General features: G+C 62.6%; 15 protein-coding genes. 5 read left to right on the top strand and 10 right to left on the bottom strand.

Features of this window, described 5'->3' with window-relative positions; genetic code table 11:
• The first annotated feature begins 45 nt into the window (after positions 1-45).
• The 4 genes from dnaX (at position 46) to recR (ending at position 4,335) form a co-directional block, all read left to right on the top strand.
• Positions 46-2,115: a DNA polymerase III subunit gamma/tau gene (dnaX, locus tag PspCFBP13528_RS13220; protein ID WP_101218400.1), complete on the top strand. Its 2,070-nt coding sequence runs from the start codon at positions 46-48 to the stop codon at positions 2,113-2,115.
• Between the two features lie 43 nt (positions 2,116-2,158).
• Positions 2,159-2,497: a YbaB/EbfC family nucleoid-associated protein gene (locus PspCFBP13528_RS13215; protein ID WP_057721228.1), complete on the top strand. Its 339-nt coding sequence runs from the start codon at positions 2,159-2,161 to the stop codon at positions 2,495-2,497.
• 134 nt (positions 2,498-2,631) lie between these two features.
• On the top strand, positions 2,632-3,666 hold the full coding sequence (locus PspCFBP13528_RS13210) for an NADP-dependent oxidoreductase (protein ID WP_065949792.1): 1,035 nt from the start codon (positions 2,632-2,634) through the stop codon (positions 3,664-3,666).
• A 66-nt stretch (positions 3,667-3,732) separates the two neighbouring features.
• Positions 3,733-4,335 carry a recombination mediator RecR gene (gene recR, locus PspCFBP13528_RS13205; protein ID WP_065949791.1) on the top strand — a complete coding sequence of 201 codons (603 nt, stop codon included), beginning with the start codon at positions 3,733-3,735 and terminating at the stop codon, positions 4,333-4,335.
• A gap of 185 nt (positions 4,336-4,520) precedes the next feature.
• On the opposite strand, the gene PspCFBP13528_RS13200 is transcribed toward recR, so the two are convergent.
• Together PspCFBP13528_RS13200 and fnr are read right to left on the bottom strand one after the other, a co-directional pair.
• Complete coding sequence (locus PspCFBP13528_RS13200; RefSeq protein WP_065887882.1) at positions 4,521-5,069, bottom strand: adenine phosphoribosyltransferase; 549 nt, start codon at positions 5,067-5,069, stop codon at positions 4,521-4,523.
• A 78-nt stretch (positions 5,070-5,147) separates the two neighbouring features.
• The gene (gene fnr, locus PspCFBP13528_RS13195) at positions 5,148-5,882 is read right to left on the bottom strand and encodes a fumarate/nitrate reduction transcriptional regulator Fnr (RefSeq protein ID WP_065949790.1); all 735 of its coding nucleotides are present in this window, start codon (positions 5,880-5,882) and stop codon (positions 5,148-5,150) included.
• Positions 5,883-6,038: 156 nt separating this feature from the next.
• Between fnr and PspCFBP13528_RS13190 the strand changes: the two genes are divergently transcribed.
• Positions 6,039-6,533 carry a hypothetical protein gene (locus PspCFBP13528_RS13190; protein WP_065949789.1) on the top strand — a complete coding sequence of 165 codons (495 nt, stop codon included), beginning with the start codon at positions 6,039-6,041 and terminating at the stop codon, positions 6,531-6,533.
• A 6-nt stretch (positions 6,534-6,539) separates the two neighbouring features.
• On the opposite strand, the gene hemN is transcribed toward PspCFBP13528_RS13190, so the two are convergent.
• The 8 genes from hemN to PspCFBP13528_RS13150 form a co-directional block, all read right to left on the bottom strand.
• Positions 6,540-7,922, bottom strand: coding sequence for an oxygen-independent coproporphyrinogen III oxidase (gene hemN, locus PspCFBP13528_RS13185; RefSeq protein ID WP_137200364.1), 1,383 nt, complete (start codon positions 7,920-7,922; stop codon positions 6,540-6,542).
• A 103-nt stretch (positions 7,923-8,025) separates the two neighbouring features.
• Entirely contained in the window at positions 8,026-8,709 is a 684-nt protein-coding gene (locus tag PspCFBP13528_RS13180) for a sulfite exporter TauE/SafE family protein (protein WP_137200363.1), read from the bottom strand.
• Positions 8,702-8,914: a cbb3-type cytochrome oxidase assembly protein CcoS gene (gene ccoS, locus PspCFBP13528_RS13175; protein WP_057721235.1), complete on the bottom strand. Its 213-nt coding sequence runs from the start codon at positions 8,912-8,914 to the stop codon at positions 8,702-8,704. The genes PspCFBP13528_RS13180 and ccoS overlap by 8 nt, the downstream gene beginning before the upstream one ends.
• Before the next feature lie 22 nt (positions 8,915-8,936).
• Positions 8,937-11,381: a heavy metal translocating P-type ATPase gene (locus PspCFBP13528_RS13170; protein WP_137200362.1), complete on the bottom strand. Its 2,445-nt coding sequence runs from the start codon at positions 11,379-11,381 to the stop codon at positions 8,937-8,939.
• Positions 11,382-11,493: 112 nt separating this feature from the next.
• Entirely contained in the window at positions 11,494-12,033 is a 540-nt protein-coding gene (locus PspCFBP13528_RS13165) for a FixH family protein (RefSeq protein WP_065949785.1), read from the bottom strand.
• Between the two features lie 15 nt (positions 12,034-12,048).
• The gene (gene ccoG / locus PspCFBP13528_RS13160; RefSeq protein ID WP_065949784.1) at positions 12,049-13,452 is read right to left on the bottom strand and encodes a cytochrome c oxidase accessory protein CcoG; all 1,404 of its coding nucleotides are present in this window, start codon (positions 13,450-13,452) and stop codon (positions 12,049-12,051) included.
• A gap of 207 nt (positions 13,453-13,659) precedes the next feature.
• Complete coding sequence (locus tag PspCFBP13528_RS13155) at positions 13,660-14,070, bottom strand: type II toxin-antitoxin system VapC family toxin (protein ID WP_065949783.1); 411 nt, start codon at positions 14,068-14,070, stop codon at positions 13,660-13,662.
• Entirely contained in the window at positions 14,070-14,324 is a 255-nt protein-coding gene (locus PspCFBP13528_RS13150; RefSeq protein WP_043048997.1) for a type II toxin-antitoxin system Phd/YefM family antitoxin, read from the bottom strand. The genes PspCFBP13528_RS13155 and PspCFBP13528_RS13150 overlap by 1 nt, the downstream gene beginning before the upstream one ends.
• Between the last annotated feature and the right edge of the window lie 40 nt (positions 14,325-14,364).

Genomic DNA, 14,364 nt, shown 5'->3' with positions numbered 1-14,364 from the left:
CCGCTAGCATTACCGGCTTCCGCTTCCCAGTTGCGACGGTTTTCGATGAGTTATCAGGTTCTTGCACGTAAATGGCGTCCGCGCTCGTTCCGCGAAATGGTCGGCCAGACCCATGTGCTCAAGGCTCTGATCAATGCCTTGGACAGCCAGCGGCTGCACCACGCCTACCTGTTCACCGGTACCCGCGGCGTGGGCAAGACCACCATTGCGCGCATCATCGCCAAATGCCTGAATTGTGAAACCGGGATCACCTCGACACCGTGCGGCACCTGTTCGGTCTGCCGCGAGATCGACGAAGGGCGTTTCGTCGACCTGATCGAGATCGACGCCGCGAGCCGCACCAAGGTCGAAGACACCCGTGAACTGCTCGATAACGTGCAATACGCACCGAGCCGTGGCCGCTTCAAGGTCTACCTGATCGACGAAGTGCACATGCTGTCCAGCCACTCCTTCAACGCGCTGTTGAAGACCCTGGAAGAGCCGCCGCCCTACGTCAAATTCATCCTGGCCACCACCGACCCGCAGAAACTTCCTGCGACGATTTTGTCGCGGTGCCTGCAATTCTCCCTGAAGAACATGACCCCCGAGCGGGTGGTCGAGCATTTGACCCACGTGCTGGGCGTCGAGAACGTCCCCTTCGAAGACGACGCACTGTGGCTGCTGGGCCGTGCTGCCGATGGCTCGATGCGTGATGCCATGAGCCTCACCGACCAGGCCATCGCCTTTGGTGAAGGCAAGGTCCTGGCCGCCGATGTGCGCGCCATGCTTGGCACGCTGGACCACGGCCAGGTGTTCGACGTGCTGCACGCGCTGATCGAAGGCGATGCCAAGGCATTGCTCGAAGCCGTGCGCCACTTGTCGGAGCAAGGTCCGGACTGGAATGGCGTGCTCTCGGAAATCCTCAATGTGCTGCACCGCGTCGCTATCGCCCAGGCATTGCCTGAGGCGGTCGACAACGGCCATGGCGACCGCGACCGCGTGTTGGCGCTGGCCCAGGCGTTGCCGGCCGAAGATGTGCAGTTCTATTACCAGATGGGCCTGATCGGCCGCCGCGACCTGCCCCTGGCGCCGGACCCGCGCGGGGGCTTCGAGATGGTCCTGCTGCGCATGCTGGCCTTCCGGCCCGCCGACTCGGCGGATGCGCCGAGACAGCCGCTAAAGCCAGTGGGGATCAGCCAGGCCACAGCTGATTCCGCCAAACCAGTGGCTGGCGCGGCGGTGGTCGCGCCAGTGGAAGCTGCACCCGCAGCGGTTACCGAGCCGGTGGTTGCCGCCCCGGTGGCCGAGCCTGAAGCGGTGATCGAGGCTAAGCCTGAGCCTGAGCCTGAGCCGCAAGTCGCCCCGGTGGTGGATCTGCCCTGGAATGACCCGGTCGAAGCGCCCGTCGAGCCCGAGCAACAGCCCGCCGTGGAGCCGGTACTGGACACCACGGGCGAGCAGCCCGAACTGACGCCAATGCCCGCGCCGACCCCGGACAGCGTGGTGCCGGATGCGCCGGAGTGGGTGTCCGCGCCGGTGCCGGAGCCGACCGTGGCCCAGGTCGAGGCCGCCACGCCCGGCATTGACCTCGACGACGAACCGCCGCTGGACGAAGACTACATCGAGCCGGACATGGATTCGGCCTACAGCTACCTGGACGAACTCGCCAGCGAACACACCGCCGAGCCCGCCCCCGAGCCGGAGGTGGAGCCCGCCGCGGCCCCGGCCACCGGCCTGGCCCTGCAATGGCTGGAATTGTTTCCAAAGTTGCCGATCTCCGGCATGACCGGCAGTATCGCCGCCAACTGCACGTTGATTGCCATCGACGGCGACCATTGGCTGCTGCACCTGGACCCGGCCCACAGCGCCTTGTTCAATGCCACCCAGCAGCGCCGTCTGAACGACGCGCTCAACCAGTACCATGGGCGCACGCTGACAATCGCCATCGAGCTGATCAAGCCCGAGCAGGAAACCCCGGCCCAGGCCGCGACGCGTCGCCGCCTGAACCGCCAGCGCGACGCCGAGGCGTCGATCCAGGCTGATCCGCTTATCCAGCAAATGATGCAACAGTTCGGTGCGGTCGTCCGTCACGATACTATTGAACCTGTCGAAGCCCCGGCGCCCCAGGCGTCATGAACCGGGCGACTCTTTTGATCCACGTACTTTTGAGGTGATTCCCATGATGAAAGGTGGCATGGCCGGCCTGATGAAGCAGGCGCAGCAGATGCAGGAAAAAATGGCCAAGATGCAGGAAGAACTGGCCAACGCCGAAGTCACCGGTAAAGCCGGTGGCGATATGGTCAGCGTGGTGATGACCGGTCGTCACGACATCAAGCGCGTCAGCATCGACCCAAGCCTGCTCGAAGGCGTCAGCGATGACGACCGTGAAGTGCTGGAAGACCTGTTCGCCGCTGCCGTCAACGACGCGGTGCGCAAGATCGAAGCCAGCAGCCAGGAAAAAATGGGCGGCATGACCGCTGGCATGCAACTGCCACCGGGTATGAAGCTGCCGTTCTGATCGGCAGGTTTTAGCTGCACTCCAATGCCAGGCCTCGTGCCTGGCATTTTTGTTTGTGCCTATTGCAACTGAACCCTGGGGCAGCAAGCAGGGTCTGCACCCTATACGTATGCATTCGCTTAAAGGAGCCCCTGATGCCTCAAGAACCGACGCTGAACCAACGCATCGTCCTGGTCTCACGCCCTCAAGGCGCGCCGACTCCGGAAAATTTCCGCCTCGAACGCGTGAACCTGCCAGAGCTGGCGGACGGCCAGGTGCTGCTCAAGACGCTCTATCTGTCGCTGGACCCCTACATGCGCGGACGCATGAGCGACGCGCCGTCGTACGCAGCACCCGTGGAAATCGACGACGTGATGACCGGTGGCGCGGTCAGCCGTGTCGAGCAGTCGCGCAATCCGAAATTCGAGGTGGGCGACCTGGTCGTGGGCTCTACCGGCTGGCAGAGCCACAGTATTTCCGATGGCCGCAACCTGATGCCGGTGCCCAATGGCCTGGCCAGCCCGTCGATGGCCCTGGGGGTATTGGGCATGCCCGGTATGACCGCTTACATGGGCCTGATGGATATCGGCCAGCCCAAGGCCGGTGAAACCCTGGTCGTGGCGGCGGCCTCGGGTGCGGTGGGCTCGGTGGTGGGCCAGGTTGCCAAGCTCAAGGGCTTGCGCGTGGTGGGCATTGCCGGCGGTGCGGACAAGTGCCGCTACGTGGTCGATGAGCTGGGTTTCGATGCCTGTATCGACCACAAGAGCGAAGGGTTTGCCGACGAGCTGGCCCAGGCCTGCTTCAATGGCGTGGATATTTATTTCGAGAACGTCGGCGGCAAGGTGTTCGACGCCGTGATGCCGTTGCTCAACCCCAAGGCGCGGGTGCCCCTGTGCGGGCTGATCGCCGGGTATAACGCCCATGAAGCGCCAAGCGGCCCCGATCGTCTGCCGGCGCTGCAGCGCACTTTGCTGACCAAGCGTGTGCGCATCCAGGGCTTTATCGTGTTTGACGACTACGGTGATCGCCAGCCGGAGTTCCTCAGCGCCATGGCGCCCTGGGTTCGCGAGGGCAAGATCAAGTTCCGCGAAGACGTGGTCGACGGCCTGGAGCAAGCGCCCGAAGCCTTTATCGGTTTGCTCGAAGGGCGCAACTTCGGCAAGTTGGTCGTGCGCGTCGCACAGGATTGAGCATTTGACGCTAATCCGGGGCGCGGGTATAAACCGCGTCTCGTTGTTTTGTCGGACCCTTCGCCCATGAGCTTCAGCCCCCTGATTCGCCAACTGATCGACGGCCTGCGTACCTTGCCGGGCGTCGGCCAGAAAACTGCCCAGCGTATGGCGCTGCAACTGCTGGAGCGTGATCGCAGCGGCGGCACCCGTCTGGCCCAGGCCCTGAGCCAGGCCATGGAAGGCGTGGGCCACTGTCGCCAATGCCGCACCCTGACCGAAGAAGAACTCTGCCCGCAATGCGCCGACCCACGACGCGACGACACGCTGCTGTGTGTGGTGGAGGGGCCAATGGACGTGTATGCGGTTGAGCAGACCGGCTACCGCGGGCGTTACTTCGTGCTCAAGGGCCATCTTTCGCCGTTGGATGGCCTGGGGCCGGAAGCCATTGGCATTCCGCAACTGGTGGCGCGGATCGAAGAGCAGGGCACATTTACCGAAGTGATCCTGGCGACCAACCCTACGGTCGAAGGCGAAGCGACGGCGCATTACATCGCCCAGTTGCTGACCAACAAGGGGTTGATCACCTCACGTATTGCCCATGGCGTGCCCCTGGGTGGCGAGCTTGAATTGGTCGACGGCGGCACCTTGGCGCACTCGTTCGCCGGCCGCAAGCCGATCGCCCTCTAAAGCCACAGCAGGACAACATGTGGGAGGGGGCTTGCCCCCGATCGCGGTGGATCAGCAATGAATGTGTTGACGGGCACTCCGCTATCGGGGGCAAGCCCCCTCCCACATTTTGACCACATTCCAAACTTGGAACTCGGTCGAATGTGGGAGGGGGCTCGGCCCGATGAGGCCCGTCCTGACACACACTATCGTTCGGTCAACCCGAACTGCGTCAGGCAGAACGTGGGAATGCCCATATCTTCCAAACGCTGCGACCCACCCAGCTCCGGCAAATCGATAATCGCCGCCGCTTCAAAAATCTGCGCGCCCATGCGCCGCACCAGGTTCGCTGCGGCAATCAGGGTGCCGCCGGTGGCGATCAAGTCATCGAACATCAGCACCGAGTCACCTTCGCAAAGGCTGTCGGCATGGACCTCGAGGAGCGCTTCGCCATATTCGGTCTGATAAGCCTCGGCGAGGACGTCAGCCGGCAATTTGCCTTGCTTGCGAAACAGGATCAGTGGCTTGTTGAGCTGGTAGGCGACGATCGAGCCGATCAGGAAGCCGCGGGCATCCATCGCGCCGATATGGCTGAAGTCGGCTTCGACATAACGCTGGGCAAAGCTGTCGGCGACCAGGCGCAGGGCGCGGGGCGATTGGAACAATGGCGTGATGTCACGGAAGATCACCCCAGGCTTGGGGAAGTCGATGACGGGGCGAATCAGGGATTTGATGTCGAACGAATCGAAAGTCATCGTCGAAGGGTCCTGGGCGGAAAACGGACCCGAAGTATACCTGCGGCCTTGCCGGTTCGCTCGGCCGCAGATCGCGGATCACCCTTCCAGGGAACCACCGGCCAGCGCGCACAACTGGATGGGGTCGAGGATGTGCACTTCCTTGCCCTCGGCGGCAATCAATGCGTTCTGCTGGAAGCGGGTAAATACGCGGGACACGGTTTCCACCGCAAGGCCCAGGTAATTGCCGATTTCATTGCGCGACATGCTCAGGCGGAACTGGTTGGCTGAAAACCCACGGGCGCGAAAGCGCGCCGACAGGTTGACCAGGAAGGTTGCGATGCGCTCGTCGGCGGTTTTCTTCGACAGCAGCAGCATCATCTGTTGATCGTCACGAATCTCGCGGCTCATGACGCGCATCAACTGACGGCGCAGCTGTGGCAACTGCACGGCCAGTTCATCGAGGCGCTCGAAAGGAATTTCGCACACCGACGTGGTCTCCAGTGCCTGAGCCGAGACCGGATGCATGTCGGTGTCCATCCCCGACAGCCCGACCAGTTCGCTGGGCAGGTGGAAACCGGTAATTTGCTCTTCGCCACCGTCGCTGAGGCTGAACGTCTTCAACGCCCCTGAACGGACTGCATAAACGGAATCGAACTTGTCACCCTGGCGAAACAGAAACTCGCCTTTTTTCAGGGGGCGGCCGCGTTTAACGATGTCGTCCAGCGCATCCATGTCTTCCAGATTCAGCGAAAGTGGCAGGCAGAGGGGGGCCAGGCTGCAATCCTTGCAATGGGCCTGGCTGTGAGCGCGCAGTTTAACTGGCTCGGACATTTCTTAAATCCTTGTGGGAAAAACACACATAAGACGTAAGGGTAACGCACTGGGGGGGCTGAGACCAGCGTGTACAAAAAAGCCTCACGGGTATAAAGGTTCGTGTGTCATGGCCGATACAAAGTAACGATACTCTTTGAATTTGGAGCCAGACCCATGATTTCCATTGGTGCAAATACCTCGGCAAGCCTCAGCGCGCTGCCTCTGCCGGAGCCGAAAGATCTGGTGGCGGAAGCGAAGTCGGCTGCGGCTGCCAAAGAGTTGAAGGACGCCACGTCGGCGCCCCTCAGCACCAAGACGGAAGAAGGCGTGAAAGTGACGTTTTCCGGCGCTGCCTTGCTGGCGATCAGTGACACCAGGAAATCCAACAGCGATATCGAGGAAAGCGGCCTGCCCGACGATGTCCAGCAGGTCTTGAAGATGATCCGCGAGATCAAGAAACAGATTGCAGAAAAGCAGGCCGAACTGGCCGCCGTCATGGCCGATAAAACCCTTTCTCCGGAGCAGGCCAGGGTCAAGGTCAATAACCTGCAGGGGGCACTTGCCGCGCTGAACGCGAGCCTCGTCACGGCGCAGGCGTCCTTGAGCAAGGCCATGAAGGGGCTCAGTGGCGACGATGCGATGAAGGCCGCCTCCCTGGCTATGGCATAGGTATTTTCAGATTACCCGCGAGAAACGCTGCCGGTTCTGGTGCTCGAGGTAGGCATCGAACACCATGCACACCGAACGCACCAACAAACGCCCGGCCGGCAGTACACGAATGCCCTGGGCGTCCAACTCGATCAGACCGTCGGTGGCCATCGTCTCCAGTTGCGGCCACAGCTCGGCAAAATAACCGCGAAAGTCGATGTTGTACGCCTGTTCGATCCCCTCGAATCCCAGGCTGAAATTGCAGATCAATTGCTGGATCACATCCCGCCGCAAACGGTCATCCGTGGTGCAGATCAAGCCTCGGCTGGTCGCCAATTGCGCGCCCGCCAGGGCGTTCTGGTACGCGTTGAGGTCACTGCTGTTCTGGCAGTACAAATCGCCGATCTGGCTGATCGCCGACACGCCTAACCCAATCAGATCGCAGTGCCCGTGGGTGGTATAGCCCTGGAAGTTGCGTTGCAGCTTGCCTTCTTCCTGGGCGACGGCCAGTTCGTCGTCCGGCAGGGCAAAGTGGTCCATGCCGATATAGCGGTAGCCGGCCTGGGTCAGTTGTTCGATGGTGGTTTGCAGCATCAACAGTTTTTCTGCCGGCGAGGGCAGATCATCGGTGTTGATCCGCCGCTGGGGCATGAAACGCTCTGGCAGGTGTGCGTAGTTGAATACCGACAGGCGGTCGGGTTGCAGGCGGATGACTTCTTCCACGGTGCGTGCAAAGTTCAGCGGTGACTGCTTGGGCAGGCCATAGATCAGGTCGATATTGATCGAGCGAAATTGCAGGGTGCGCGCCGCGTCGATCACCGCGCGGGTTTCCTCCAGGCTTTGCAGGCGATTGACCGCACGCTGCACTTCGGGGTCCAGGTCTTGCAGGCCGATGCTGACGCGGTTGAAGCCCAGTTCGCGCAGCAGGCCCATGGTTGCCCAATCGGCTTCGCGAGGGTCGATCTCGATGCCGTAGTCGCCCGAATCGTCCTCGAGCAAATTGAAGTGCTGGCGCAGGTGTTTCATCACCTGGCGCAACTCGTCGTGGCTGAGGAAGGTCGGCGTGCCGCCGCCCAGGTGCAGTTGCTCCACCGGCTGTTTCGGGTCGAGGTGGCAGGCCACCTGCTGGATCTCCTGCATCAGGCGTTGCAAATAGGCCTGGGCGCGGCCACGGTCCTTGGTGATCACCTTGTTGCAGGCGCAGTAGTAACAAATATTGGCGCAGAACGGCACGTGTACGTACAGCGACAACGGCCGCGTGGCTTTGCGACTGTCGCGCAGCGCATGGAGCAGGTCGAAGGTGCCGACCTGGCTGTCGAATTGGACGGCCGTGGGGTAGGACGTGTAGCGCGGCCCCGCCAGGTCGTAGCGGTGAATCAGATCGGTGTCCCAACGAATGGCGTCGAGCATGCGGGCGGTCCCCCGGTTTGGCTGGTGGGCCGAGTCTAGGGGCAGGTTGGGGAGGGCATGTTGATTTGCATCAACGAGGAGCGGCGCTATGCCACAGGGCCGGTCAATGCCCCATCAGCCAATGCTGGTGCGGCCCGGGCAGGGTCCAGAGCCCGAACAGCACCACCAGCAGACCACCGGCCATGCGCACGCTGCGCTTGCGCAACAGCGCGGTAACGCGCTCGGCGGCCAGCCCGGTCGCCAGCAATACCGGCCAGGTGCCCAGGCCGAACGCCAGCATCAGCAGCGCGCTATCCAGCGCATTGCCCTGGCTCGCGGCCCATAGCAGGGTGCTGTAGACCAACCCGCACGGCAACCAGCCCCACAGCGCGCCCAGCAGTAAAGCGCGGGGCAGGCTGGAGACCGGCAGCAAACGGTTGGCAATCGGCTGGAGATGTCGCCACAGGCCGCGACCGAGGCTTTCGATACGCGTCAGGCCGCTCCACCAGCCGGCCAGGTACAGGCCCATGCTGATCAGCAGCAGCCCGGCGAGCACCCGCATGAACATCGCCGCCGGGCTGTTGGCCACGGCCCACCCGGCCAGGCCGATCAGCAACCCCGCCGCGGCATAACTGAGGATGCGTCCCAGGTTGTACGCCAGCAGCAGGCGAAACCGACGGCTGCGCTGTTCCCTGGGAATCGCCAGGGTCAGCGCGCCCATCAACCCGCCGCACATCCCCAGGCAATGGCCACCGCCGAGCAGGCCGAGGATCAGCGCAGAGGCCAGCAAAGGCGCCAGCTCAAGCATGGGGCGGCTCTTTGGGCGGTTGCTCGGCACGGTTGGCTTCGTCGATGGCGGCCAGGTGATTCGGGTCCTGGTCGTCGAACAGCACACTGTGGGCCGGTCCGTCGAGGTCTTCGTACTGGCCGCTGTCCACGGCCCAGAAGAAGATGTAGATGGCCACGCCCACTAACAGCAGCGCCGCCGGAATCATCACGTATAGAGCTGGCATCTGCACTCCATGCCCGCGCGGCTCAAGCCGGCAGCGGGCGATTGATCAAGGGGGCGCCAGCGGCCGGCGCGCTCGGCAGGCGAGTCAGGCGCAGGGCATTGAGCACCACTGTCAACGAACTGAGGGACATGCCGATCGCCGCCCAGATGGGGGTGATCCACCCCAGGGCGGCGAACGGCAGCATCAGGCCATTGTACAGCCCGGCCCACAGCAGGTTTTCGATGATGACCCGGCGTGTGCGCCGCGCCAGGGTAAACGCCTGCACCAGCGCCTCCAGGCGGTTGGACAGCAGCACCGCATCGGCGCTGGTCTTTGCCAGGTCGGTGGCCGAGCCCATCGCCACGCTGATGTCCGCGGCGGCCAGTACGGGCACATCGTTGACGCCGTCGCCGAGCATCAGCACCGTGCGGCCTTCTCGATGCAGGCGTTGCAGCACCTGCAGCTTGTCGTCGGGACGCAGGCCGCCGTGGGCTTCATCGATGCCCAGCTCGGCAGCGACGCTGGCGACCATTGGCGAACTGTCTCCCGACAGCAGCAATGTGCGCCAGCCGCGCGCCTTGCACGCAGCCAGCAGGGCAGGTGCATCGCTGCGCAGGCGGTCGTCGAGGACGAACCAGGCGAGTGCGCCGCGTTGATCGCCCAGCAGCAGCCATTGCCCGGCTTCGTCCGGTGACGCCGGGATCGGGCTGGCGCTGAGTTCACAGACAAATCCGGGTTGACCGATGCGCAACAGGCGTTCGCCCACACGTCCTTCCAGGCCGAGGCCGGGGGTGCCTGATACGTCATGGGCCGCCAGCGGCGCTCGGCCAAAGGCGCGGGCAATCGGGTGTTCGGAGCGGTTTTCCAGTGCGGCGGCGAGGCCCAGGCACTGGTCGCTGTCCAGTTCGCCCAGGGGCCGGATGGCGCGCAACGCCAGGCGCCCTTCGGTGAGCGTACCGGTCTTGTCGAAAATCACCGTGTCGATCTGGTTCAGACCCTCCAGCACATGGCCGCGGGTCAGCAGCAAACCAAGGCTGTGCAGGGTGCCGGTGGCGGCGGTGAGGGCGGTGGGTGTCGCCAGGGACAACGCGCACGGGCAGGTGGCTACCAGCATGGCCAGGACAATCCAGAACGCCCGTGAGGCATCCAGCTGCCACCACACCAGGCCGATCACCGCAGCCGCCAGCAGGGATGCCAGCAAAAACCACTGTGCGGCGCGGTCGGCGATCTGCGCCAGGCGCGGTTTCTCGGCCTGGGCGCGCTCCAGCAGGCGCACGATGGCAGACAGGCGCGTGTCGTGGCCGAGGGCGCGCACCTGGACGCTCAGCGCGCCTTCCACATTGAGGGTGCCGGCGGTGACGGCATCACCGACATGCCGGGGCTGCGGCAAGTATTCGCCGGTGAGCAGGGATTCGTCGACGCTGGACTGACCTTCGACAATCACTCCGTCCGCTGGCAGCACCGCGCCAGGATGCACCAGCACCCGGTCGCCCACGGCCAGCTCGCCCAGCAGGATGCGTTCGCTCTGCCCGTCCGCGCTCAGGCGCAGGCACGAGGCGGGCAGCAGGTTGACCAACTGCGCGGTGGCGGCGGCGGTACGTTCGCGGGCACGCCGTTCCAGGTAGCGCCCGGCCAGCAGGAACAGTGCGAACATGCCGACCGCGTCGAAGTACAGCTCACCCACGCCGGTGATTGCAGTCCAGATCCCCGCCAGGTAAGCCCCGCCAATGGCCAGGGACACCGACACGTCCATGGTCAGGTGGCGTGTGCGCAGATCGCGCAACGCCCCTTTGAAAAATGGCGCACAGCTGTAGAACACGATAGGGGTTGTGAGAAACAGCGCGACCCAGCGCAGGATCACATGCAGCTCGGGGCTGAGGTCGATATTGAATTCCGGCCAGGTGGCCATGGTCGCCATCATGGCCTGGAACCACAGTAACCCGGCAACACCCAGTTGGCGCAGGGCCAGGCGATTCTCACCGGCCAGTTGTTCGGCGGCACGGTCAGCTTGATAGGGATGGGCGGCATAACCGATATGGCGCAGCTCACTGAGCACCTGGCTCAACGGCAACTGTCCGCTGGCCCAGCGCACGTGCAGGCGGTGGTTGGACAGGTTCAGCCGTGCCTCGGCCACGGCGGGCAGGCCGCGCAGATGTTTCTCGATCAACCAGCCACAGGCCGCGCAGCTGATGCCTTCCATGAGCAAGGTGATTTCAGCGAGTTCGCCCGTGTGGCGCACGAATGGCTTTTGCACATCGGCGCGGTCGTACAGCGCCAATTCATCGATCAGTTGCACCGGAAGCGCCTCGGGGTTGGCCGAGGCTTCGCTGCGGTGCCGGTAATAGCTTTCCAGCCCGCCGGCCACAATCGCCTCGGCCACCGCCTGGCAACCCGGACAGCAGAGCTCGCGACGTTCGCCGAGGATTTCGCTGGTGAACCGGCTGCCGGCGGGGACGGGCAGGGCGCAGTGGTAGCAGGGGGTGGTCATGTTCGGGATCTTTGGTGGCTGGAAGGGCCTCATCGCGGGCAAGCACGTTCCCACAGGAGTACGCGTTCCAATGGGGGAGCGGGCTTGCCCGCGATGCGCGAAGCGCGATCTTTTACTTCTTCAGGTCTTCGGCACCCTGCAACGGTTCGTCTCCGAGCAGCAAGTCCTTGTCGTGGCTGACCTCTTCTTCTTCGAACAGACGCCAGGTCTTGTCGCCTTCCACGCCGAGCAATTCGACGAAGCGGCGGCCCTCGACCTGGTCGGTGACCTGGCCGATGTAGCGACCGGGTTCGTTGTCGCTGCGAGTCAGGTTGATCTTGCGATCCTTCTCTGGCTGGGTCGGGGAGATCAGGTTCAGTTCCAGCGTGTTCGGGTTGCTGTTGCCGGTCAGGCGCAGTTCGACTTCACCGGTCAATTCATCCAGGTGCAGCTTGCCGCGCAATTGGAGGGCCTGGGCCAGGCGTTCACGGTCCAGGGAGCGGTTGATGCCTTTGCCGGCCTCGTAGTAGTTGTCGTTGACCAGGTTGTCCGGGTTGTTGACCGCGATGGTCACCATGGACAAGGTCAGCGTCACCGAGCAGGCCAGGATCGCGATGATGATCCAGGGCCAGAGGTGCTTGTACCAGGGGCTTGCAGCAGTGGTTGCGGGCATTCTTGTGTTCCCTGTCTAACGAACTTGTGGGCCGATGAATCGGCTCTTGGCTTCAATATGAACGCTGGTGTCGTCGGCGTCTTCGAGGATGAAAGTCACCTCGTTGGTGCTTGACGGCAGTTGCTCCGGCGCACTCGACAACTCCACCGGCATGCTGACGATATCGCCGGCGGCCACCTTGATTTCGCGCCGGCCTTGCAGCTTGAGGTCGGGCAGGCCGGCGGCGTCGAGCACGTAGGTGTGGTCGTGCTGGTCCTTGTTCATGATCTTCAGGCTGTAGACGTTTTCGATGCGGCCTTCAGCGTTCTCGCGGTACAGCACGCGGTCCTTGCTGACGTCGAAGCCCACCAGTGAGCGCATGAAGAATGCGCCAACCAGCAAGCCGATCATCGCCAGCAGCACCAGCGCGTAGCCGATCAGCCGTGGGCGCAACTTATGGGTCTTCTGGCCGGACAGATTGTGCTCGGTGGTGTAGCTGATCAGGCCGCGTGGGTAGTCCATCTTGTCCATGATGTTATCGCAGGCATCGATACAGGCGGCGCAGCCGATGCACTCGATCTGCAGGCCGTCGCGGATATCGATACCGGTGGGGCATACCTGCACGCACATGGTGCAATCGATGCAGTCGCCCAGGCCCTGGGCCTTGTAGTCGACGCCCTTTTTACGCGGGCCGCGCACTTCGCCACGCCGCGGGTCATAGGAAACGATCAGGGTGTCCTTGTCGAACATCACACTCTGGAAACGCGCATACGGGCACATGTAGATGCACACCTGTTCGCGCAGCCAGCCGGCGTTGCCATAGGTGGCGAGGGTGAAGAAGCCCACCCAGAAGTACGACCAGCCGTCGGCCTGGCCGGTGAAGAAGTCCAATACCAGTTCGCGGATCGGCGAGAAGTAGCCGACGAAGGTCATACCGGTGACAAAACCGATCAGCAGCCACAGCGTGTGCTTGCTGAACTTGCGCAGGAATTTGTTGGCGCCCATGGGCGCCTTGTCGAGCTTGATGCGCTGGTTGCGGTCGCCTTCGGTGACCTTTTCGCACCACATGAAGATCCACGTCCACACGCTTTGCGGGCAGGTATAACCGCACCACACGCGGCCGGCGTACACGGTAATGAAAAACAGCCCAAAGGCTGCAACGATGAGAATGCCCGAGAGCAGGATGAAATCCTGGGGCCAGAACGTTGCGCCAAAAATGAAGAACTTACGCTCCGGCAGGTTCCACCACACCGCCTGGTGGCCGCCCCAGTTCAGCCACACGGTGCCGAAGTAAAGCAGGAACAGGCCGGCGCCACCGAGCATGCGCAGATTGCGGAACAGCCCGGTGAAGGCGCGGGTGTAGATTTTCTCTCGCGAAGCATAGAGGTCGACGCTTTTGGCAGGCGGGGTAACGTCATGTACCGGTATCTGGTTGCTCATCATTGCATCCCACGGCGGTGGAGATTTGCCTCGGCCAGTACGTGCCAACCGCGGTCAAATTAAGGGTGTTGCAGTGGCCTAATGATACGCCCCCGATGCTGCGCAAAGGGTGCGACCTTTGGTCGCGTTGGGGCAAATCAATTGATGGTGTAAGTGACCTGGATCAATTGACTTGTTAAGTATGGCCGGTTTTTGCTCGCAGGACGGTCATTCGTCCCATGGATTGATCAGCGCAACGCCGCTGGATTTGAAGTCGCTGACGTTGCGGGTGACCACAGTAAGGCCATGAACCAGCGCAGTAGCGGCGATCAGCGCATCACTTTCATTGGCTCGGTCTGGAACATGTAAGTGGGCACAGCGCAGTGCAACTGCAGCGTCTACGGGTAGGATTCTGGCGTCGAAAGCGGGCATCACATGACGTTTGAGCCAGGTACGCAATACCCTCCCCTGGGCCGGGTCTCGCCGCTCAATGCGCAGAACGCCGGTTTCCAGTTCCTTCAGCGTGATCGCCGAGATAAACATACGCGGCGCTATCACGCTTTTGGCCCAGGCGACTACGTTTGCATCCGCCTGGGGTTTACGAAGTTCGGAAATAACGTTGGTGTCGAGTAGATACATCAAGAAAGGTCCACGGGTCGATGAATGATCACGGCACGTTCGGTTTCGAAGTCGATATCGGCCGCTTCCGGCATCACCAGCAGGTCAACGATGTCGGCATTCAGACCTGTGAGTTTCTGGTAGTCCTCAATGCTTAGCAGCACATGGGCGGGCTTGCCGCGATCGGTGATAAAAACCGGGCCGTTGCGCGCGGCTTTTTTGGCACCACTTGTGTCCTGGTTGAATTCGCGGCTGGAAATGGTCGTGATGGTCATGGGCGCCTCCCAATGAATGGTGTTAATGTAGTTACGTTAC

Origin of the sequence: Pseudomonas sp. CFBP13528, assembly GCF_005233615.1 — a bacterium.
GTDB classification, from domain to species: domain Bacteria; phylum Pseudomonadota; class Gammaproteobacteria; order Pseudomonadales; family Pseudomonadaceae; genus Aquipseudomonas; species Aquipseudomonas fluorescens_AM.
Note: the sequence above shows the minus strand (reverse complement) of the source record. Positions and strands in the feature narration are given on the sequence as shown.